A 21,636-nucleotide genomic window follows, 5' to 3' on the forward strand; every position below is an offset into this window, starting at 1 on the left:
CGAGGCCCTTTCTGCGTCCACTAGCCTGTCGGAGGCGCTTCACGCCGCGGCGTGCGCGGACTTGGGGACGCGACTGCACTCTCCGCTGCCAGCAGATTTGTTCCAGGTGTCTCCGGTGCCTGGTGTGCCGTGGCTAGTGCTAGTCGACGGCCTGGACGAAATTCTCAGTCGTCGTGATCGCCGACGGGCTGTGCACGCGGTGATGGCTGCGGACCCACAGCGATATCGTTTTGTCCTGACGAGCCGGCCGTTGGACGAGGCCGAAACGCTGCTCTTGTGCCGCAAGGCACCAACGCACTGGCTTCAACCTTTCGACCACTCCGAGCTTCGTGTACTCGCCACCAAATGGTTCGAGGCAATGAACCTTTCCGGCACCGAGAGCCTTGCTGAGCGTTTTCTTGTCGAGCTGGACCGTGGTCGGCTTCGGGATGCGGCCCGGGTTCCGCTGCTCGCGACAATGGCCTGCCTGTTGTTCGGCCAGAGCGGGGATTGTCGTCTGCCGAGGAGCCGGGCGGAGCTGTATGAGCAGTTCACCGAGCTGCTCCTGGATGTCGAGCGAGAGCGCCTCGACCTGTATCGTCGCCTGCCCTCCCATGTGCGCCGCCAGGCAGGGACACGGGGGGAGGAGGCTGCCGAACAACTCATCTCCGGTGTTCGTGAGTTGATGGAGGAGATCGCCCACAGGCGCATTGAGGGGGACGCTCGACCGTTGTTGGACATCGCCGTCGAGGCCACAGACGGGCTACGGCCCGCAGGCCTGCCCGTTGGCCAATGGCGCGAAGTTCTCAGGGAACTGCTGCGTCAGAGTGGCGTTTTGGTCGAGCGCTTCGGAGTGTTCTCCTTCGTTCACGAGACTTTCGCTGAGTATCTGGCCGCCTGCCGGTACTGCCGGGAGGTTCCTCCGGATGAGGAGACACTGTCTCTTGCGGTTCTCCCCGACATGGAGTCCTTCGCCTTGTTCACGGCTGGGGTGTGGGCGCGCGAGGGCCATAACCTGGAGAGCCTCGTACTCGCTCTGCTGGCGCACGGCACCCCGACCGCCCAAGAGGCGGCCGCTGCTTTGGCTATCGATGGGGTTCCACTGTCCGCTGGCGTGATCGAATGCGTGACTGAAGCGCTGGTTCGCTCTGCGACAGACCCGGACGTGCATCACGCGGATCAGCAACTGGCCATTTTGTATCTAACGGAGCTGGACCGACGTCGGGGAGCTGCCCTGATCGCTCGTCTCGCCGACGACGAGCGTTTTGGCTCCTGGGCTGCGCGATGGCTCGTCGACGTGGACCGGGAGCAAGGCATCGAGCTGTTGCGCCGCATGGCCGGTTCGGACAAGCCTCACGACAAGCGGATCCATGCTGCACGACGACTTCTGGACGTCGACGCACAGTTGGGCGACGAAGCGCTTACAGCGCTGGCAAGTGATGACTCGGCGTCCCCGTACACCCGGACCATGGCGGCAGCCACGCTGGCTCGGACAGCCCCCGAGCGGTCGATGGCGTTCTTGCTTAGCTTCGCGGCCGATCGCACCGCGGAGCCTGGCGAACGCATCAACGCAGCTGTGGAGCTGGCTAAAGTCGCTCCCGATCAGGCAAAGGATGTACTTGCGACTCTGACCAACGACGAGGGCCTTTCCGTGTCGGACCGGCTCCGAGCTGCCACGGACCTTCACTCCGTCGATCCGGAACGAGCCGCCACTCTACTGCGTGTGTTCGCCACGGATCCGCGCGTTCCCTCGACCGATCGCGCGGACGCGGCCGGGTCCCTCCTTATGCGTGGCCATGAAGAACAAGGCGTTGCCCTGTTGGCGGAATTGGCCAGTGACCCAGCGATCGAGTCGGAAGGCCGCGAGCGTGGCTTGATGTGGCTGATGGAACTCACCAGGGGAAAAGCCGCGGAACTCCTTGCCACCTGGTCGTCGGACCCGTCCCGGCCCGTAGAAGTACGTATCGAGGCCGCCGAGCGGCTGATGGATCTCGGGTCTCCACTCGCAACAGCGCACCTACAGGCCCTGGCATCGGACCCAGCCTTAACTAGCCGCGAGCGCAGACGTGCGAGACGGGCCTTGAGCCGAGGAGAGTAGTAGGAGGCCGCCCCGATTGCTGGTGTGTTGAAGAGGACTGTCCACGTGACTGGGCTTCGTGGCGATGATCACCCCTCCTCGAATGCCGTTGTGGCATCACTGGGACGGTCGCCACGTGGGCTACGGCACCTCGCGAGCGCGTCTGCCACTGCTGATTCTCGACGCGGACGGCAACACGCTGGAGGCATGCACCGGCGTCCGGCAAACCCAATCGGGCCAAGCGCGACCAGACACCCGCTGAATCTCGCACCGCCAACACGCTTTCCAATTGTGTTGGTGGGGCATTGGGCTTCGTGCAGGGGCGTTCACCTGCGTTCATGCGCGGCTGGCCTCTTGGAGACGGCTGGCGTCCGGTCTTGTCTGAACGGCCGTGAACGGGGCTGAATGAGACGGAAACCGAGACGGCCGCCCATGGTCCTAGAGCTGACCTCGCCACCATGGCACGTCCAGGCTGTCAGCCGGGATGACCTTGGCCCTCGCCAGGATCTTCTTGTCGAGGGCCCACAGGACGGCGCGCAACTCACGGGCGCTCTTCCTGGGTAGTGCGTGAGGCACGGCTTCAAGGTGTCCGCGGAAGTCGACGCCATAACACCCGCACCCAAGGATGCCGCAATCAGAGTCCGCGAGTTGGTCCACGAGTTGCCTGAGAGGGCCATGGGCAAGGGCCTTCCAGTGCCAGAACGCTTCTTCCGTGGCTTCGGGCCAGAAGCGGGTCCGCTCCAGCCGGCGCAGGTCAGCTGTGCAAGATCCCGACAGGCCATCTATAAACGGGTACCGTCGCCGCCTCAGGAGGCGGATAGAGAGGTCGCCCCGCAGGGCTGATGGGCGCCTACGCGGCATTGCCCCTTCGGTTGTTGGTCATGGGGGCAAGGTACAGAACCACGTGCCAGCTGGCCACTGCGTATCCGGCGGCGGAAGCCCTGAGCTTGGGAACCTGCGGGCATTGCAGACGGTCCAGGCAGTTTCATTCGACATCTCTGCTTAGCGGCCTCCCCGGCGACCTGGCGGTGGGGAGACCCGCCCGAGCAGCTCCCACAAGTGGTCGAACCATTCGGCATAGTGTTCGAAAATCTTCCGATTCACTTCAGTTCTTGACCGGCGGGTCCAAGCGATCATATTTACGCCGCCGGGGGCCGCCCCGAATGACGATGAGTCCAGAGCGTCTCGTGGATGCGGGCGCTCGGTCCTTTCAGCCCGATCATCTCGACGGTTTGCGGTGAATCGCTGATGACCATCGGCGTCGTCCACATCGCGGAAGGCGAGTCGTCGCTGATCAAGGTCACCGTTCCGGAGAGCGGTGTCTCCGAGGGGCTGGCGTTGGGCGCGCCGGTCTCGCTGCCGGGGCTGGTCGCCCGGCCGTGGGAGTCCGTGTTCGACGGGCAGCAGGCCATGCCGGTGCACGCCACCGCCGCCCCGGCCGCGGTGAGTACGACACCGGTCGTCACAAGCCGGGTGCTGATCTCGATCGTCCGTTGGGACCGGTGGTGATGGTTCATGACTCCACCATCCAACGGCGGAACCGCATCGCATCCCGGCCAACGGCTCAGGACCCCGCTGCGGGGCCCCGAAGGCACCGGGTGGGTGATAGGCGCAGCCGGCCGGAAAGGTCCGGTCAGGAATCTGTTGGCCACGTGGTCTCCGTGCTCGAACTCGCCACCTGAACCCCGCATCGTGGACGCACGGACGTGCAGGTCGCTCCCTTACGGCCGGGATCTGTACATTTATACGCCAGGGCATACAGACTGCCAGGCGTGCCGACGGCCGCACCCGCCTTATGAACCTCGCAGGCGAGGACCCTATGTTGGATTTGAGTGCGCCGATCCTCACTACGTTCCTCATATACGTGGCTGCCATGATCGGAACAGGCGTCTGGGCGTACACCCGCACTCACACCTTCGCCGACTTCGCCCTGGGTGGCCGCAGGCTCAGCGCGTTCGTCGCCGCCCTGTCCGCCGGGGCCAGTGACATGTCCGGCTGGCTGTTCCTCGCGCTTCCCGGAGCGGTGTACGCGGCCGGCCTCGGCGCCAGCTGGATCGCTGTCGGCCTGGTCATCGGCACCTACCTCAACTGGCTGTTCGTCGCCCCCCGGCTGCGCACCTACACCGAGCGCGCCGAGAACTCCGTGAGCCTGTCGGCATACCTGGAGGAGCGGTTCGAGGACCGCACCCGGATGCTCCGGGTGGTGTCGGCTGCGGTCACCCTCGTGTTCTTCACCGTCTACGTGGCCAGTGGCCTGGTGGCCGGCGGGTTGCTGTTCAAGCAGGTCTTCGACATCCGTTTCGGGGTCGGGGTGACTCTGACCGCTTTGGTGATCGTCATCTACGCGTGCCTGGGCGGCTTCCTCGCCGTGAGCCTGACGCACGTCATGCAGGGCACCCTGATGTTCCTCGCCCTGCTCGTGGTCCCTCTGACCGGTGTCGCGGCGCTCGGCGGCTTCGGCGCGTTGCGCCACGGCCTCGACGGCGAGGCGTCGCACCTGCTGGACATGGGGGCCCGGGTCGACTACGCGGACGGCCGGTGGTCGCCAGGCGGGTCGCTCGGCGCCGTGGCGACGGTCTCCTTGCTCGCCTGGGGCCTCGGCTACTTCGGCCAGCCGCACATCCTGGCCCGCTTCATGGGCATCCGCAGCACAGGTGCCATCCCCGCGGCCCGCCGTATCGGAACGGGATGGGTCATCGTCGTGCTCGCCGGCGCCACGCTCGTCGGCCTGGTGGGCATCGGGCGGCTCGGCACGCCGCTCAGCGACCCGGACACGGTGTACATCGCCCTGACCCAGACCCTGCTCACGCCCTGGATCGCCGGCGTGATGCTGATCGCCGTACTGGCCGCGATCATGTCGACCGCGGACAGCCAGCTTCTCGTGTCGTCCGTCGCCCTCACCGAGGACTTCTACCGCGCGCTTCTCCACCGGCGTGCCGGGGACAAGGCGCTCGTGTGGGTCGGTCGCGGCGCCGTCGTCGTGGTGATCCTGGTGGCCTATGGGATCGCGCTCAGGGGCGGCGGGCTGCTGGACATCGTCGCGCACGCCTGGGCGGGTTTCGGAGCCGCCTTCGGACCGGTCGTCCTCCTCTCGCTGTACTGGCCGCGCATGACGTGGGCGGGGGCCATGGCCGGGATCGTGTCGGGCGCGGCCACGGTCCTGCTCTGGAAGAAGATCAATCCACTGCTCGGACCACTCGAGTCGGGCATCTACGAAATGGTCCCGGGCGTACTGGTCGCCACGGTCGCCGCACTGGTCTTCGGCAGGTTCGTCGGCCGACCACCGAAACGGGCCTTCTGGCGGATGCCGGGCGGAGGGACGAGCCAGCTGATGGGCACCCCGTTTCTCACTCACGCACCGGTCGGCATGGCCGTCCTGGACACGGATCTGCGCTACGTCTGGGTGAACGAGCCACTGGACCGCCTCATCCCCCTCGAGCAACGACTGGGGCGGCACGTGAGGGAGGTACTGCCGAGGCCGGAGGCGGAGGTGTTCGAGGAGCAGATGCGCAAGGTTCTCGAGACCGGGACCCCGGTGCTGGACCACGAGTACCGCGGTCCCAGTTACACCGACCCCGACCGCATGCGCGCGTGCTCCGCCTCCTTCTTCGGCATGAAGGACCGCAAGGGCCGGTACGTCGGCATCTCGTACATGGTCGTCGACGTCACCGAGCGCTGGCGGGCCCAGGAACGCCTGGCCCTGCTGAACGACGCGGGCGCGCGTATCGGCAGCACGCTGGAAGTGACGCGGACCGCGCAGGAACTGGCGGACGAGGCGGTCCCGTCCGTCGCCGAGTTCGTCGCCGTCGACCTGCTGGACGCGGTCATGAGAGGCGAGGAGCCGGCCCCCGGACCGGTGGGCATGACGCCCGTCATACGCCGCGCGGGCCAGCAGTCGGTGCGGGAGGGCTGCCCGGAGGCGAGCCTGGCCGTGGGCGAGACGGTCCGGCGTGCCCCCTTGTCGCCGGTGACCCGGTGCCTGCTGGAGAGCACCACCCTGGTGGAACTCGCCCTGGACCTCTCCTCCAGCGCCTGGGTGACCGAGGACGAGTCACTGGGAGCCAACCTCCGCGATTTCGACTTCCGCTCGCTGATGGTGGTCCCGGTTCGGGCGCGCGGCATCACCTTGGGCGTGGCGACGTTCGCCCGCACCGGGCGTACGGGCCCCTTCGAGGACGACGACGTGCGGCTCGCCGAGGAACTCGTCTCCCGTGCGGCCGTCGCCGTCGATAACGCGCGCCGCTACACCCGCGAGCGCACCGCGGCCCGCTCCATGCAGCGTTACCTGCTCCCTCAGGAGCTGACCGGAGGCTCCGCCCTGGAAGTGGCGTCCTGGTACCTGCCCGCGGATGCCCCCAGCGGTGTGGGCGGCGACTGGTTCGACGTGATTCCGCTCTCCGGAGCCCGGGTCGCACTGGTCGTCGGGGACGTCGTCGGACATGGCATGAACGCGGCGGCGACCATGGGGCGCCTGCGCACCGCGGTACGGACGCTCGCCGACCTGGACCTCCCCCCGGACGAACTGCTGGCCCATCTGGACGACCTGGTCATCGGCCACATGGGGGAGCAGGGCGGCGAGGAGTCGGCGGCGGCCGACGACGAGACCGCCGCCGCCGCATTCCTGGGGGCCACCTGCCTGTACGCCGTGTACGACCCCATCAGCAGACGGTGCACGCTGGCCCGCGCCGGCCACCTCCCGCCCGTGATTGTCGGCCCCGACGGCACCGCCGATGTCCTCGACCTGCCCGCCGGACCACCCCTCGGGCTCGGGTACCTCCCCTTCGAGTCCATCGAGGTGGAGCTGGCCGAGGGCACCCTCATCGCCCTCTACACGGACGGCCTCATCGAGACGTTCGACCGGGACATCGACGTAGGGCTCTCCCGGCTGGGCGACGCCCTCGCGGTGTGCGGGAAGGCGCTCGAGGAGATCGGCATGGGCGCGGTCGACGCCCTGTTGACGGGGCCGCCGTCCGACGACGTGGCCCTGCTCCTCGCCCGGACCCACGTCCTGGCCCCTGACCAGGCGGTCTCATGGCACCTGCCCAGCGATCCGGCCGCCGTCGCGGACGCCCGCGGCCTCGCCGTCCGGCAGTTGTCGGAGTGGGGCATGCTCGATCTGGCCTTCACCACGGAGCTCATCGTCAGCGAGTTGGTCACCAATGCCATCCGCCATGCGACCGGACCGGTCTCCCTCCGCCTGGTCCGGGACCGCGGCCTGATCTGCGAGGTCTCCGACGCCAGCAGCACTTCACCGCGCCTGCGCCACGCCCGTACCACCGACGAGGGAGGGCGGGGCCTGCTGATCGTGGCCCAGCTCGCACAGCGATGGGGCACGCGTTACACGGCGACCGGCAAGATCATCTGGACGGAGCAGGTCATACCCGCCGACACGGTTGCCCATCCTGGTCCTACGGCATGAGGAGGCGACAGCCTAGCTGGGCGGCCACATCAACGAGCTTTTCGGCACCGACCAGTTGAAACCGTTCTTCTCGCCGCGTCGGCCGGGGTGGTGCACCAGCATCCGGTAGATCAGGCGGGTCCGCTCGCCCGGCTTCGCGCAGACCATCCCGGCGACCGACACCCGTCCCGATCCCTGCCCCGACACGTTGACCTGCGGTGGCACTCCGATACGGGACCAGGTGCGGGCCTTGGGCGGACGCAGAGCCTGGCCCGACTCGTCCTCGAACACCAGCCACGCATCCTGCTCCCTCACCTTCTTTCCACGCGCGCCCAGGTCTCCTCTCGCCACACGCGTACCTGCTCCTCGTCCCGTTCGGCGGCCCGGTGCACCGGGACCTGGACGGAAAAGCCCATCTGCCTCAGGATCCTGGAGAGTGCGGCTGGCTGAAGCGCACATGGAAACGACGGGCGACCAGCACCGAGACCCGAGCAAGCGTCCACAGCTGGTCTTCCGCCCAGCCGTGCGCAGCCGGCCCTGCTCCAACGCCCCAGCCAGCCAGGCCCGCCAGGCCGGCTTCATCCGCGAAGCCACCCCCGAGGGCCCCTTGGAACGCAGGGCGTCCATCCCGCCCTCCCGCCAGGCGGCATGCCAGGCATACGCGGACTTCCGCGACACCCGTAACGCCCGCGCGACCTGCGGCGGCTTCATGCCGGCCGCGAACATCCCGGCGGCCTGGAACCGGAACCGCACCCGCTCCCGCCTGTCCCGCTCCACCGCGGTCAGGCCACCCCCATCGGGATACCTCATGTCACCGGACTACACCCACCCACGGCGGCCTCGTCACCCCGAAGCGAAAACCTCAGTTCGCCTCGACTTAGGGCACGCGGAGGGCACGTCACCCTCGAATTGGACTAGACAACAAGTGACCCCCAGGCCGCTGACCTGGGGGCAAATTCTGGAGCGGGTGACGAGAATCGAACTCGCGCTCTCAGCTTGGGAAGCTGAGGTGATCTAGGGGCGATTGTCCGGCTGACCTGGGCGGAGCGCTGCCAGCATCCGATTGCGTGTGGAACCAGTACCCGATGTTCCCCGTGGTTCCCCGCACGATCTGGCACGGTTCTGGCACGTCTGCCTTCTACGGACGGTAAGCCGGAGTCGCTAGCATCCTCCATATCGAGGGGGAGTCATGACACTGGGGCGTAAGGGCGCACGGCGCATCGTCGTGGATGGCACGGCCTACCGCTGGCGGTTGCGACGCTGGCCGACCTACGCTCAGGGTCTGGCCTGGTCACCGTGCACGTACGCGGTCGAGCACGCGGATATCCCGGGGACGACGCTTGTGGTCACCACCAATCAGGCGCACCCGAGCAACTGGATCGGGCGCGAGGCTGAAGCGGTACTGCCGTCCGCCGTTGCCCGAGCCATCGAACGCGCCCTGTGCGAGGGCTGGATTCCAACGGCTTCAGGATCCCCCTTCCATCTCAACCTGTCCGCCGACTTCATGCCCTGGACCTGAGCGGAAGGTGAGCACCGCTTCAGGAGTTCGATCACTCCTCGGCCCTGCCGGGGAGCCACATGACCAAACTGGCCCTGCCAGGTCGCCTAGGAGTGCTGGCGTCCGGGGCCGTTGATGTCACTTATGGATGTCAGGGCGGCCCAACTGCGCGCGCTGCGCTGGCACGATGGTCCCGTGGTTGACCTGGAGCGAATCGCGGCAGAGATCATGGCGTACCTGCGAGCACTCGACGAGAGCGCCACGCTGCGGCACCACTTCCGCCACGCTGACGAGGAAGGCGGCCTCTGGTACATCGAGGCCGTACCCGACCGCGGCGAGTTGATCGTCATCAAGCAGGCCGAGCTGACCTCGGCCGGCCAGCTCCACCGGTACAGCTGGGAGCACCTGGAGGACGAGCACGGCGGCCTGACAGACCAAGCGATCGATCCTGAAGAAGATCCGCTGGAGGCCATCCCGGCCGAAGAGTTCCAGAGAGTGTGGACTCAGTGAGCGTGCTGGACAACCACTTTAGGAGAGAGGATGGGCGATCTTACGCCTGAGCTGCGGCTTTGCTGGCCGGCGAAGCGAGCCGCTACTCGACCGCAGAGCACTGGCGTTGACCGTGGCTGACCCCTGCATCTGGCACGGTTGTGGCACGGACCTCAGCCGACGACAGTGAGCCACGACGGCGGGTGCGCCGACCGACCAGGCGCGCGTGTGCCTCGCTGCACCCCCACCGGCGTCAGCCACGCTGCCGCTCGTATCGTCTTTGGCCCCGCCTCACGGCCATGACTTGAGGTTGACCTGCATGTCGCGCTATCCGCACAGGTCCAATGACCATCCGACATGCCGTAGACGCGAGAATGTGCTTCCCTATTTGTATGCGCGTCCTCAAGGCGGACAGACGCTTCGGTGAAGCCAGCAAATGAGATTCCACGCTGGGGTTCTCGTTGTTGACACCGCCCAAGTGGGGGACTTCGTTTGAAGGAATGAGAACCGTGACTCCTTCAGTCATGCGGGCCAAAGAAGTATCGGCAGAGATACTTACGACTCTTGCCGCCCCAAAAGGCAGCGTGCCAGTGCACGCGTACAGGGATGCAATTATAGAAGGGCCTCTTAATCTCTCGCATGCGGTTGTTGAGCAGCCATTGATATTCGATCATTGCTTTTTCACGGATGAGGTGAATCTGACAGAAGCAACCCTTCCCTCTGTCTCGTTGAGGAGGTGCACATTCCCGAAGCTAGAGGCCAGCCACTTGGAGGTAATGAAGGGTGACCTGCACCTGGAAAGTATCACAGGGGCGGTAAATATTTCGGGGGCTCACATACGCGACGATGTGCACCTCGAAGGTGCAAGACTGTGCGGGGACGATGCGCTAGCAGCGAGCCACATGGAGGTCGGGGGAAATTTCATTAGCAGCTGTACTAAAAGGCGTTTGTCCGTCACGGGACGAGTAGATCTGTACGGTGCGCGTATTCGTGGCTCACTGAACTTGCAGGGTGCGAGAATCACCAATGGCAGAAATGTCGAAGGGTGCGAGAACGCGGAAGCAATTTTCGCGGAAGACATTAAAGTTGATGGTGAACTCGAAGCCGACCAACTCAGGGCATTTGGTCAGGTGAATTTCATCGGGGCCAAGGTTGGTGGAGAGTGCAATTTTAGGGGTGCGCATTTCTGCAATATTACCAACGTTCATGAGTGTCACGGGGAGCACCCTTCCGTCTATCTCGATCGCGCGCAGATTGGAGGCAGCCTATTTTGTGACCGCGCAATGATATGCATTGGTACATTGCATGGAATTGGATGCACTGTGGATGGGTCAGTGTATTTCGATGGCGCCACACTCCATGGGATATCGTCGTTGGTTGCTCAAGATTCGATAATTTTTGATAGATCCACTATCAAAGGAAACCTGTACCTCCGCTCGTGGCGCCCCGCAGTGGATTTGGACCGAAAGTCCTTTCTTCGGAGGTGCCGTCAGGTAAACCCTGAAAACACATCGCCTCAGTTGTCGTTCGCTGCCCGTGGCACAGTAAGTCTAATGGGGGTTACGGTCGGCGGAGAGGCTTGGGTGAAGACAACTGATTTGGAGAGGGGTAAGTGGGAGCCGGCGCTTGACCTCGGTGGCCTTCGGGCCGGTATTCTGCACATCTCAGGAGAATGCGCTCCGCAAGAAGGAGGTATAGTCGACCTGACGGGTGCCAAAGTGGGCGTACTGCTTGATGACTTGATAGACAAGGAATGCTACGCGGCGGTACTGAAGGGTTTTGAGTACTATCTTATACATGGCGCTGATCCGCAACGGCGGCTCAACTGGGTCGCTCAAGGGGCGCGCAAGTCGCGACACCGCAACGATAACCAGTCTGACCTGCCTGCAATTTCCTACGATGACCTTAAAGAAGAGGGGCCTAGCCCTCAGCCGTTTATGCAGCTAGCGAAAGCCTACGAGCGCGATGGTCGGAAAGCGTCGGCTCGAAAGGCACTGTGGCGTATGACTGCGGATGGTTATGGGGTCAGCTTCCCGTCTAGTTATGCAGAGTGGAATAAGGCTATACGGAGATGGCTGAACACTATTCGGCGGGTTTCAGCGAGAGTTGTGCATTTGTTCCGGCGTCAGAATACCGCCATAGTGACGGGCGAGGTCGCGGTTCGGCGAGGTAAGCTGCGGAATTTTATTCATTGGGTGGAGGATGCGACTATAGGCTACGGTTACAAACCGTGGCGTGCGGCGAAATGGCTGATTGTTCTATGGGGCATAGGTTTGATTACCTTTGCGGCGAGCGCGCCAGAATCGGTTACTGCGAAGCCGCTGCATATGTCTTGGGTCGAGCACATTATTTACCCCCTGGACTTAATTATCCCATTGGTAGGATTCAGTGAACAAGCTAGGTGGCATCCGACTTGGTGGGTTCCACAACTGGTAGCTGCCTGTCTCGTTATCTCAGGCTGGGTGATCGGAGCCACGGTTATTGGCGCAGTGAGCCGCGTCCTCCGACGCGGCTGATTATGGGAGACTGCGGAATTTTCGTGATTAGAGGTCGGTGCAACGGCTTTGATGTGGCGCTGCTTTGGCGCGAGTGATCACGAACCCGTAAGCTTTCGGCGCGTCGGGCAGTCTGTGGACCTGCCCGGTAAAGCATGACCTTGAGGCCGTGACCTTCGAGGCTCGCACCAAAGCGGCTCCGCAAAGCCGTGAAGCCGACCGCCCCAGCCACGACGTACCCCTTTTCTGGCCTCAGGCGGCTGATTGCTGCGCGCGGGGCGGGCGCCGGCCGGGCTGGAGCGGGGCGGAGACTGGAGCGCAGGCCCGGCCGGGGGCCGGGCCGCGCGCGGGGAGCGGAGCGAGCCGCCTTGATTCCGTGGAGAAAGTCTGAGCCAACTGGGGTTCGGCTACAGCCGGAACGACAGCTCCAACTCGTCGCCCGGTAGGTGGAACTCTTCCAGCGCCAAGGGCTTGTCCGCCTCCGCGAGCGTCACGCGGAGGACGTGTAGGAGAGGTACGCCATCCGCCAGTCGGAGCGCCTGGGTCTGGTCCGGTAGTGGCATGCGGGTGCGGACGTACTCCGTGAAGTGGAGTTCGTGGCCCAGGCCAGCGAGTGCGCTGTAGAGCTCCGGAGCTGGCGGCGGAGCCTCCTCCTCGTACTTGGTGTCGATCAGTACTGAGAACGGCACGTACGTCCGGTGGAGCTGGCGGAGCCGGCCATGGTCGGCCGTCTGTAGGGCGTCGTACGTGAACATCGGCTCGCCCGGTGGGATGCGGAGTAGGTCCGCCAGGGCCAACGGGGCGTCGGTTCGGGTGGCTACGGGTGGCTCGGCGTCGGTCCAGCGGATGCCATCGGCCTCGATGTAACGGCCGTCGGGGGCCCGGCGTACGCCGCGCGGACGCGTGTGGCTCGGGCGGTTGTGGGGGGAGCGGGCGAAGGTGCCGCGGCCCATGATGGCCTCGACGAGACCGGATGCCCGTAGCTCGGACAGGCCCTGACGGACTGTGGGGCGCGTCACGCCGAACTGCTTCGCCAACGCCTCCTCCGACGGAAGCGGTTGGCCGGCCGCGAAGGTGCCGTCCAAGATGCCATCGCGCAGGTAGTCGGCGATCTGCCGATACTTCGGCTGCGTGTTCTTCGGCGGCATGTGGGCCCTCCGTGGCCGTGGCTTCTGCGGCTGTTCTTCGTCGTAGACGGCGTGCCCACGATCGTGGACAGCTTCTCGCATCGCTGAGTCTGTTGACAACCCGTACTACGGGTTGCACTCTTGTCTGCGTCACCCGTACTACGGGTGGTCTAGCAACCCGGAGGATTGGCCTTCGAGTGCCAGAGAAGAGGAGATCCGAAAAGTGGCAAGCCTTCCGATCGACACCGCGAAGTTCACGGGGATCATCTGCGCCGTACCTCCGGCTCCGCGGGTCGCCAACCGAGAGACCGGTCAGCTTCGCGTCGACCGCGAGACCGGCAAGACCATGTATCAAGTCGGGCTCTGCCTGATGGCCGGGTCGTCGGCGGACGTCGTGAACGTGAGCGTGGCCGGCGAACCGAGTGGCGTGCAGCTCGGCATGCCGGTGGCCGTGCGGGACCTGGTCGCGACGCCGTGGGAGAACGAGGGGCGGCACGGGATCGCGTTCCGTGCTGCGGAGATCCGGCCCCTGAACGCTCCCGCGCCGGCGGGTAAGGGGGCCGCGCAGTGATGAACCTGGCCTCCACCACTTCGGCCGGTGCGTCCGGGCCGAATTGGGTTCTGGTGGTGGCCGCAGCACTGGTGTCGGGCCTGCTCCTGGCAGGCCCGGCCCTGCGCGGCCGCTATCCCGTTGCCGGGTGGTTGTTACTCGGCTTCCCGGTCGCCGTCTTCCGCGTCATGCGGACCTGGCGGCAGCTGATGGCCGGGTGTGGGCTCGCCGTCAGTCGGCGACCGGCGCTGATGGTCGTGTCCGGGCTCGTCGGCAATGGAGCGCCTCCGCCTCAGCCGCGGGTCCCGCGTCGCGGGCTCATACGCCCGACCTCCGGCGGCTTCGTGCTGCTGGTACGGCTGTTGCCGGGCCAGGTGCCGGAGAACTTCGTCAAGGCTGCGCCCGCCATGGCGGAGGACTGGCAGGTTCACGCGGTGCGCGTGACCTCCTGGAAGCCGGGGGTCGTGCGGATCGTCGCCTCGGCCGCTGACCCGTTGGCGGCTCCGCGGATACCGAAGCAGCGGGGTCCTGGCCATCTGCTCCGGGTGACCGTGGGCGCGCTGGAGACCGGTGCCGCGTGGGTGCTCGACCTGCGACGCGTGCCGCACTGGCTGATCGTGGGCGCCACCCGTTCCGGCAAGTCCACGCTGATCAACGCTCTCGTCGCGGGGCTGGCTCCGCAACCCGTCGCCCTCGTCGGCATCGACTGCAAGGGCGGCATGGAACTGTCCCTCTACGAACTGCGGTTGTCCGCCCTCGCGACCAACCGTGAACAGGCAGTGCGGCTACTGGCCGCGCTCGTAGACCTGACCCTCGACCGCATGGCGGTCTGTCGCGCGGCTCGTGTGCGCAATATCTGGGGTCTGCCGGACAAGGAACGCCCGGTCCCTGTCGTCGTGATCGTCGATGAGCTGGCGGAACTGTTCCTCGTCGCGAACCGGAACGAGAAAGACGAAGCTCAGGCGGCCGGTACGGCGTTGATCCGACTTGCCCAACTCGGCGCGGCCCTCGGGGTGTTCCTCGTCGTTGCCGGCCAACGCGTCGGCTCCGACCTGGGGCCCGGTGTCACCGCCCTGCGGGCACAGCTCGGCGGCCGTGTCTGCCATCGCGTGGCCGACCCCGGTACGGCCGAAATGGCGCTCGGGGATCTGAATCCCGACGCCCTGAAAGCGGCGCAGGCCATCACCCCGGAGCAGGCCGGTACGGCCGTCCTCGCCTCCGGCGACGGCTGGGAGCGGGCCAGGTCGCACCTGATCACGGAGGCGGAGGCAGAAGCCGTCGCCGCCGAATACGCGCACCTGACTCCCGTCCTGTCCGAACTGCTCGTCGACGCACGGTGAAAGGGGCCTGCCGTGCTGGTGTCCATGTCCGGCGTCCTGCTGCTGGGCCTGCTGATCTGGTTCCTGCTGCGCATCCGGTACCTGCGGTGGGTCGACGCGCTGCTCTGCGGAGCCTTCGGCTTCCTGCTCTCCAAGACCGTGGCTGCGCCGTTCGCTCAGGCCTTCCTCGACGGCGTGAACGGATTCCTCGGCCAACTCCGCTTCTGAGACGACACGTTGACCCGAGAGGAGTACATCCCGTGTCCGCATACACCATCCGCTCCGGTGACCGCGCCGCGTTCCTGGCCGGTCTGCGAGAGCTGGTCGACTTCCTGACAGCCAACCCCGCGGTCGTCGTACCGCGCCATGCATCCGTCGCCGTGCTGGTCGACGCGTCCGACTCCGCCGGTCGACGAGAGGGAGTGGAGTCCGTCGCCGCTCCGCTCGGTGTGCCGACGGAGGACCTCGGTCAGGGCTACTTCGACGCGCGCCGCGAGTTCGGACCGATCGCGTACGTCGTCGTCGCGATTCCGCCCGAGGAGCGGCAGTGATCGCCCGTACGAAGGGCTCCCGACGGGGCGCGAAGTCGCCAAACCCGACCCCGTCAGGAACCCACTCCATCCGCCACATGAGCAGTGAAAGGAGCACTCACACTTTGACCAGCGCGCATCATTCGCGCAAATCCCCGCTGCCCGACTGTGAACTCAGGCAGCGCGACTCGGAGGTCTCGACCTGCGCCGGCAAGGAACAGGTCGTCCTCATCGGACTCGACGACACCGAGCAACATCTGTGCCCGGCACACGCCGCGGCGCTCTGGCTCACGGATCCGACGTTCCGCTTCAGCGCCAAGACTCGGCCCGAGGGCATCTCGGCCGTGATGGCGCATGCGTTCGGCGGTGGGGGTGGTCGCCGATGACCACGACCCTCACGAGGAACGCCGCCGCTCTGGTCGCCAGGGCATCTGAGGCGGACTTCGCGGCCTGGCGCCGGAACATCGTCCGCCTCGGTGGCTGCAGCAACCCGATCCACCTGGTCGGTGCGGCGACCGTCTACGACACAACTACGGGCGCGGCCCTGCTCTCCTATGGGTCGGACCTCTACGGCGGTCGCCTTCTTGTCGCATGCGGCAATCGGCGCGCGACAGTCTGCCCGGCCTGCTCGGGTCTGTACCGGGCGGACACGTATCAACTCGTCCGGGCGGGCTCGTCGGCGGCAAGAACGTCACGGAGGCGGTGAGCGCGTTCCCGCGCGTGTTCGCCACCCTCACCGCTCCCAGCTTCGGCTCAGTCCACACACGGCCGGAACGCGACGGGCGCGTACGTGCCTGTCGTCCCCGTCGGGCGGGGGAGTCGTGTCCCCATGGCCGGCCGACTGGATGCCTTGAGCGTCACTCGACGAACGATCTCCGTCTCGGCGAGCCGCTCTGTCCGCACTGCTACGACTACGCGGGCGCTGTCCTCTGGCACGCGTTCGCCGGTCGGCTCTGGCATCGGTTCGGTTTGGAGCTGCGGCGGGACGTTGCTCGGCGTGTTGGGGTGTCGCGAACGGAGTTCGGGGAAGTCGCCCGACTCTCGTACGCCAAGGTCGCCGAGTACCAGCGGCGCGGTCTGGTCCACTTCCATGGCGTGATCCGCCTCGACGGACCGGAGGGGCCGGACTCACCCCCGCCGGGCTGGGCGACTGTGCCACTGCCACTCCTGATCGATGCCGTACGGGAGGTGGCCGGTCGGGTGCGGCTGGCCGCTCCGGGCGCGGACATCGTCGGCCCGCGGGAGCTCCGCTTCGGAACGCAGGTCGACGTACGACCGGTCACCTCGTACGAGCGGGATGCGGGGGAGCGTCCTGCCTCCGCGGCGGCTGTGGCGGGCTACATCGCCAAGTACGCCACGAAGGGAGCGGAGTCCGCCGGCGCAGTGGACGGCCGGATCTACCACGTGCGGGACATGGTCATGCTGCCTGTGCGCGCACACGTGCTGCGCATGATCGGTACGTGCTGGTGGCTCGGCGGTCTGCCGGAGTTCGAGCCGCTCGGGCTGCGTCGTTGGGCCCACATGCTCGGGTACGGCGGGCACTTCTCCACCAAGTCACGCCGCTACTCGACCACGCTGACAGCGCTCCGGCAAGCCCGTGTCGATCACCGTGCGGAGCAACAACGGACGTCGCTCGGCCTGGTCGGCGGCTCGACTGTCACGGTCGGCGAGTGGCGTTACGCGGGACGTGGCTATTCGCCCGCGGCGGCGCTCCTTGCCGCTTCCGTGCGGGAGGGCGGTGGTCTCCATGGCGCGTGACAGCCGCGCAAAGACGGCCGAACTGCTCACGGTCCGCCAGGTGCTCGACGAACTGGGCGGCGTCTCCCGACGAACCTTCTACCGCTGGCGGGAACTGCGACTCGCTCCGTCCTGCATACGGCTCCCCAATGGGGAGCTCCGGATTCGGCGGGACGTGCTCAACGACTGGCTGGAGGACCGGGCGGAGGGGGCTGCGTCGTGAAGTCGTACAAGGTTTCTGTCTGGAAGATTTCCGTCAACAAGACCACCAAGAAACCGACGTACCTGGTCCGCTGGGTTGTCGACGGACAGCCGTTCAGCGAGTCGTACAAGACCAAGACGCTGGCTGACCGCTTCCGCGCGAAGCTGGTGCGGGCGCTCGACAAGGGTGAGCCGTTCGATACGGTCACCGGTCTGCCCGACTCGCTGCGCGGGGGCAAGGCTGCCCTGTCGTTCCTCGACTTGGCGGTGAAGTACCTGGACGCACGTTGGCCGGAGGCCTCGGCCAAGCAACGGGACAGCATGACCGATGCACTGGCGACGGTCGTTCCCGTTGTGGTCAAACCGGCAAGGGGCAGGCCTGCTCCGGAGGTGCTTCGGAAGGCGTTGCGCTCGTACGTCCTGCCGGTTCCGCGCAGGGAGCGGGAGCGACCCGAGGAGATCGACGCGGCCGTGCGGTGGATCGAGAAAGCGTCGCTTCCGGTGGGGGAGCTCCAGGAGATCACCCGGGTACACGAGCTGATCGATGCGCTCGGCCGGAAGCTGGACGGTAAACCGGCTGCGACCCAGACGTACCGGCGACGGCGCGCGGTGGTGTTCAACGCCCTTGAGTACGCAGTGGAGTTGGAGCATCTTCCGTCGAATCCGTTGACGCGTGTCCGGCGCAAGCGCGGGAGACGGGCGGTGCAGGAGGTTGACCGCCGGGTGGTGGTCAACCCTCGGCAGGCTCGGGAGCTTCTGACTGCGCTCACGTACGTGGGCGGCTACGACCGGGCGAGCGGTCGGCGGCTCCGGGCGTTCTTCGGGTGCCTGTACTACGCGTCGATGCGGCCGGGGGAGGCGCTGGGGCTTCGCCATTCCGACTGCACGCTTCCGGCGTCCGGCTGGGGCCGCATCGAGCTGGCGGAGACCCGTCCCACAGCGGGCAAAGCCTGGACTGACTCCGGCGAGGCTCACGATCGTCGCGGCCTGAAACAGCGAGCCCACGGTGAGGTGCGCATCGTGCCGATACCGCCCCCGCTCGTGCGCCTGCTCCGTGAGCATCTGAAGGAGTTCGGCACCGCGAAGGACGGCCGGCTGTTCTCCAGCGAGCGGGGCAACGTGATCGCCGCATCGTCGTACTCCCGCGCGTGGAAGCAGGCTCGTGAACTGGCGCTCGTCCCCGACCAGGCCTCCTCGGTCCTGGCCTTCCGGCCGTACGACCTCCGTCACGCGGGCGTTTCCCAGTGGCTCAACTCCGGCGTCCCGGCCCCGGAAGTCGCTGCCCGCGCCGGCCACTCGGTCGACGTCCTTCTGAAGATCTACGCCAAGTGCATCGACGGCCAGGAGGAGGAGATGAACGACCGAATCATGCAGGGCCTGGGGGAGGAGGATTCCACGGACTGAACCCCATGACCCACTGCCGGTAGCCTCGGGCCGCTTCTGGTCCGGGGCTCTGGTCTGTCTATGTGCCTGCACGCGATTGCCTGTGATCACCGGCTGGTTAAGCTTCCGGGCATGGCGAACGATCTCGGCTACACGTGCTCATGCTGCGGGGAGTACCACGCAGAAGTTCCGATGGGCTACTCGACCGTGGCTCCTGATGTCTGGGATCAGAGTTTTGCGGACGATCCCGACAGCATGCTGTCCTCCGATCAGTGCATCATCAAGGGCCAGCATTACTTCATCAAGGGCCTGATCGAGATACCGGTGATCGGCAGTGAAGCCTCTTTCTCCTGGGGCGTCTGGGTCTCCTTAAGCCCAGACAACTTCGCCCGAGCCCTCGAAGTGTGGAACACCCCCGATCGCGAGACTGAGAAGCCGTACTTCGGCTGGCTGACAACCGAGCTGAGTCTGTATTCGCCCAGCACGCTCAACCTGAAGACGAACGCTCACACTCGTCCGCTGGGCCAGCGCCCCTTGATCGAGCTGGAACCTACAGACCATCCGCTCGCCGTCGAGCAGCGGACTGGTATCACCCGGGATCGCGTGCGCGAGATCGCAGAGGCCGTCCTGCACCCCAAGGTCGACAACGGCTGATCCGACCGGTCCACAGGTAGTCCACACGGCTTCGCTGCGAGGTGCGAAGAACGCCCTCTGACCTGCCGTGAAGTCCCTCAAGATCAAGACGCTATTACAGCGTGATCACTGTCAGACGGCTGCTTGCGACGGCATCCGCCTGCATACACGCGAAGACCCCGCACTCAGCGAATGCGCTGATGGCGGGGTCTTTAGGCACCTCATTCAAGGTGCCCCCGGCAGGATTCGAACCTGCGCACACGGCTCCGGAGGGCCTGTCACTTCGACGGCAACCTGCTGGGCAGAGGCACGGCTGAGGCCGATTGTGCCGCGTCTGTCCACGGATGGTCCACGAGGCGGCGACGTTCGTAGTCGATCCACGTCCGCACTCGGTGATCTTGTCCTGTGTCCTTCGTCTGCCGGACGGGGTGCCACGCGGCACCTACCGAGACGTAACTTGTGACGGGTCATCAACTACACCGTGAGAGTCGCTAGACTGCGGTAACGATGCCGTGCTGGAGCCTCGCCCCGGGCAACGCCCCAGCTACGTCAGCCAATTGAACGAGGTGGCCCTTGGTGAGCGCCGCGAATGAGAGCGAGCTCGAGAATGAAATCACTCGTGCGTTGGCTGACTTTCGGGAGGGTCTGAAGAGACATAGCGCTCCTCTCGGCATAGTCCGCGAGTTCATTACGCATGGACCTTGTGTAGCTATCGACCGACCAACACATGCGGCATTGCGCGAGACGGTTGCGAGTGCCCTCGGCGTCCACCCTAATCGAGACGTGTACACAGTAGGGTCTGCGAAATTAGGGTTCAGTATCAAGCCGAAGGCTCGTTACCGGCCTTTTGGTGACACCTCAGATGTGGATATCGCTGTGGTTTCACCTGAAATTTACGCTGATCTTTGGCGTGAAGTTCGTGCGTTCAAGTCAGAACGTGGAATTTGGAAACCCGAGCAAGAGGACCGATTCAAGCTTCGCCACTTCTGGGGATCAATTCACCTCTCCGACATTCCTCGATCGCCGCTCATCCCAACTCAAAAGAAGCTATGGGAGCTCGGGAGATCCCTCCAACGAAGTAGAGCTGCTGGGCCGTACAGGGTCACCTTTGCTGTTTGGAGCGAGATGGAGTCTCTAGAGACCTACCAGTGTCGTGCAGTGGCGGCATGTCAGGAGAGTAACCGACTGTGAAGACGACTGCTACAAACAAGAAGATTCGCCAGCTCCTGACGGAAATCAGCGACGGAAGCCTGATTCTCCAGCCGGAATTCCAACGGCGGCTTGTATGGACCCATAAGCACAAGCAAGAGTTCATTCGGACCGTCCTCGAAGGGCTTCCATTTCCAGAGATCTTCTTGTGTGATGGCGACGTTAACCTGAAAACCGGTCAAGGGAACCAGCAAGTTGTTGACGGTCAGCAACGACTGACGACGCTGCACCAGTATTTCACTGCTTCCATGGATTTGGTGCTCGGCTCGCTTGCACCGTACGAAGACCTTGAGGACGACTCGAAGCTTGCCTTTCTGAACTATGACGTTGTCGTTCGAGATCTCGGGGAATTGACGAACGCCGAGGTTCGCGATGTATTCACTCGAATGAATTCCACTAACTATGGACTCAATGCGATGGAGGTTAATAATGCTCGCTTTGACGGTGCACTTAAGCGCACTGCACAGGAAGTGAGTGAGTGGACTTTCTTTGATGACCATCGAGTCTTTAACGCTGTCGATATTCGCAGGATGAACGATATTAGGTGGTGTCTGACCCTAATTATCACCCTTGCCTCCGGATATTTCAGCAGAGATGTCGAACACGAAGCCTACCTTGAGCAATACAATGACGAATTTCCGGAATCGGACGATGTCAAGACGAAACTGGAAGCAGTGGCTGACTTGATCGAGAATCTGGGAATCGTCAGCACGAGTCGGATGTGGCAAAAGAACGACCTTTTCACGCTCATGGTAGAACTTTCAAATCTCGATCCGAAGAAATGTAATGACGCGGCTGGTCTTGGCGAGAGCCTAGCCACTTTTTATGCGGAGGTTGACGGGATCTCGGAAGGCGCAGAGCCAACGGTCTTTAAGGACGAGGCTGAGCAGTATCGAGTTGACGTTATTTCCGGCACGAACGAGCGGGCTCGTAGGATTAGGCGAGGGGATATCATCCGAGATATTTCTGCACCATACTTTGAGTCGCCTGCTGAAAGCTGAGTAAATGCGG

19 protein-coding genes and 3 pseudogenes are annotated in these 21,636 nt (G+C 64.9%); 16 read left to right on the forward strand and 6 right to left on the reverse strand.

Translation table 11 applies throughout. The features are described from left to right. The first annotated feature begins 250 nt into the window (after positions 1-250). Positions 251-2,077, forward strand: coding sequence for an NACHT domain-containing NTPase (locus tag FBY22_RS44650; RefSeq protein ID WP_260844703.1), 1,827 nt, complete (start codon positions 251-253; stop codon positions 2,075-2,077). 417 nt (positions 2,078-2,494) lie between these two features. On the opposite strand, the gene FBY22_RS43825 is transcribed toward FBY22_RS44650, so the two are convergent. Continuing rightward, entirely contained in the window at positions 2,495-2,632 is a 138-nt protein-coding gene (locus FBY22_RS43825) for a hypothetical protein (RefSeq protein WP_160159856.1), read from the reverse strand. A 654-nt stretch (positions 2,633-3,286) separates the two neighbouring features. Here FBY22_RS43825 and FBY22_RS03725 point away from each other — a divergent pair. Together FBY22_RS03725 and putP are read left to right on the forward strand one after the other, a co-directional pair. Further along, positions 3,287-3,565, forward strand: a pseudogene (locus FBY22_RS03725) (hypothetical protein); the annotation flags it as partial. 310 nt (positions 3,566-3,875) lie between these two features. After that, on the forward strand, positions 3,876-7,475 hold the full coding sequence (gene putP, locus FBY22_RS45670) for a sodium/proline symporter PutP (protein ID WP_142142465.1): 3,600 nt from the start codon (positions 3,876-3,878) through the stop codon (positions 7,473-7,475). 12 nt (positions 7,476-7,487) lie between these two features. Here putP and FBY22_RS03735 read toward each other — a convergent pair whose 3' ends face one another. The 3 genes and pseudogenes from FBY22_RS03735 to FBY22_RS45675 form a co-directional block, all read right to left on the reverse strand. Continuing rightward, the gene (locus FBY22_RS03735) at positions 7,488-7,769 is read right to left on the reverse strand and encodes a hypothetical protein (RefSeq protein WP_142142466.1); all 282 of its coding nucleotides are present in this window, start codon (positions 7,767-7,769) and stop codon (positions 7,488-7,490) included. Beyond that, a complete protein-coding gene (locus FBY22_RS44665) occupies positions 7,766-7,870 on the reverse strand; it encodes a winged helix-turn-helix domain-containing protein (RefSeq protein ID WP_260845003.1) in 105 nt (34 codons plus the stop codon). The genes FBY22_RS03735 and FBY22_RS44665 overlap by 4 nt, the downstream gene beginning before the upstream one ends. Positions 7,871-8,108: 238 nt before the next feature. Next, positions 8,109-8,264, reverse strand: a pseudogene (locus tag FBY22_RS45675) (helix-turn-helix domain-containing protein); the annotation flags it as partial. Positions 8,265-8,643: 379 nt separating this feature from the next. Between FBY22_RS45675 and FBY22_RS03745 the strand changes: the two are divergent. Then, the gene (locus FBY22_RS03745; protein ID WP_142142467.1) at positions 8,644-8,973 is read left to right on the forward strand and encodes a hypothetical protein; all 330 of its coding nucleotides are present in this window, start codon (positions 8,644-8,646) and stop codon (positions 8,971-8,973) included. A 174-nt stretch (positions 8,974-9,147) separates the two neighbouring features. Further along, complete coding sequence (locus FBY22_RS03750) at positions 9,148-9,462, forward strand: hypothetical protein (protein ID WP_260844704.1); 315 nt, start codon at positions 9,148-9,150, stop codon at positions 9,460-9,462. 974 nt (positions 9,463-10,436) lie between these two features. On the opposite strand, the gene FBY22_RS03755 is transcribed toward FBY22_RS03750, so the two are convergent. Next, positions 10,437-10,658 (reverse strand): hypothetical protein, encoded by a 222-nt coding sequence (locus tag FBY22_RS03755; RefSeq protein ID WP_142142468.1) that lies wholly within the window; start codon positions 10,656-10,658, stop codon positions 10,437-10,439. A gap of 366 nt (positions 10,659-11,024) precedes the next feature. Between FBY22_RS03755 and FBY22_RS03760 the strand changes: the two genes are divergently transcribed. Beyond that, positions 11,025-11,957, forward strand: coding sequence for a hypothetical protein (locus FBY22_RS03760; RefSeq protein WP_142142469.1), 933 nt, complete (start codon positions 11,025-11,027; stop codon positions 11,955-11,957). A gap of 386 nt (positions 11,958-12,343) precedes the next feature. On the opposite strand, the gene FBY22_RS03765 is transcribed toward FBY22_RS03760, so the two are convergent. Beyond that, positions 12,344-13,084 (reverse strand): GntR family transcriptional regulator, encoded by a 741-nt coding sequence (locus FBY22_RS03765; RefSeq protein WP_142142470.1) that lies wholly within the window; start codon positions 13,082-13,084, stop codon positions 12,344-12,346. Between the two features lie 202 nt (positions 13,085-13,286). Between FBY22_RS03765 and FBY22_RS03770 the strand changes: the two genes are divergently transcribed. The 10 genes and pseudogenes from FBY22_RS03770 to FBY22_RS03815 all read left to right on the forward strand — a co-directional run bounded on the left by FBY22_RS03770 (position 13,287) and on the right by FBY22_RS03815 (position 21,626). Continuing rightward, a complete protein-coding gene (locus FBY22_RS03770; RefSeq protein ID WP_142142471.1) occupies positions 13,287-13,634 on the forward strand; it encodes a hypothetical protein in 348 nt (115 codons plus the stop codon). Further along, positions 13,634-14,953 (forward strand): FtsK/SpoIIIE domain-containing protein, encoded by a 1,320-nt coding sequence (locus FBY22_RS03775; protein ID WP_142142472.1) that lies wholly within the window; start codon positions 13,634-13,636, stop codon positions 14,951-14,953. The genes FBY22_RS03770 and FBY22_RS03775 overlap by 1 nt, the downstream gene beginning before the upstream one ends. 12 nt (positions 14,954-14,965) lie before the next feature. Beyond that, positions 14,966-15,160, forward strand: a complete 195-nt coding sequence (locus FBY22_RS03780) for a hypothetical protein (protein ID WP_142142473.1) — start codon at positions 14,966-14,968, stop codon at positions 15,158-15,160. A gap of 32 nt (positions 15,161-15,192) precedes the next feature. After that, positions 15,193-15,483, forward strand: coding sequence for a hypothetical protein (locus FBY22_RS03785; RefSeq protein WP_142142474.1), 291 nt, complete (start codon positions 15,193-15,195; stop codon positions 15,481-15,483). Positions 15,484-15,587: 104 nt separating this feature from the next. Next, positions 15,588-15,848: a hypothetical protein gene (locus tag FBY22_RS03790; RefSeq protein WP_142142475.1), complete on the forward strand. Its 261-nt coding sequence runs from the start codon at positions 15,588-15,590 to the stop codon at positions 15,846-15,848. Next, positions 15,845-17,220 (forward strand): annotated as a pseudogene (locus FBY22_RS03795) (replication initiator). Before FBY22_RS03790 ends, FBY22_RS03795 begins: the two are co-directional and overlap by 4 nt. Further along, the gene (locus tag FBY22_RS03800) at positions 17,210-17,422 is read left to right on the forward strand and encodes an AlpA family transcriptional regulator (RefSeq protein WP_142142476.1); all 213 of its coding nucleotides are present in this window, start codon (positions 17,210-17,212) and stop codon (positions 17,420-17,422) included. Before FBY22_RS03795 ends, FBY22_RS03800 begins: the two are co-directional and overlap by 11 nt. Continuing rightward, positions 17,419-18,804, forward strand: coding sequence for a site-specific integrase (locus FBY22_RS03805; protein ID WP_142142477.1), 1,386 nt, complete (start codon positions 17,419-17,421; stop codon positions 18,802-18,804). Before FBY22_RS03800 ends, FBY22_RS03805 begins: the two co-directional genes overlap by 4 nt. A 171-nt stretch (positions 18,805-18,975) precedes the next feature. Next, positions 18,976-19,437: a DUF2199 domain-containing protein gene (locus FBY22_RS03810; RefSeq protein WP_260844959.1), complete on the forward strand. Its 462-nt coding sequence runs from the start codon at positions 18,976-18,978 to the stop codon at positions 19,435-19,437. 1,166 nt (positions 19,438-20,603) lie between these two features. Further along, positions 20,604-21,626 (forward strand): DUF262 domain-containing protein, encoded by a 1,023-nt coding sequence (locus tag FBY22_RS03815; RefSeq protein WP_142142479.1) that lies wholly within the window; start codon positions 20,604-20,606, stop codon positions 21,624-21,626. Positions 21,627-21,636: the final 10 nt, after the last annotated feature.

This window comes from Streptomyces sp. SLBN-31 (assembly GCF_006715395.1).
GTDB lineage: Bacteria > Actinomycetota > Actinomycetes > Streptomycetales > Streptomycetaceae > Streptomyces.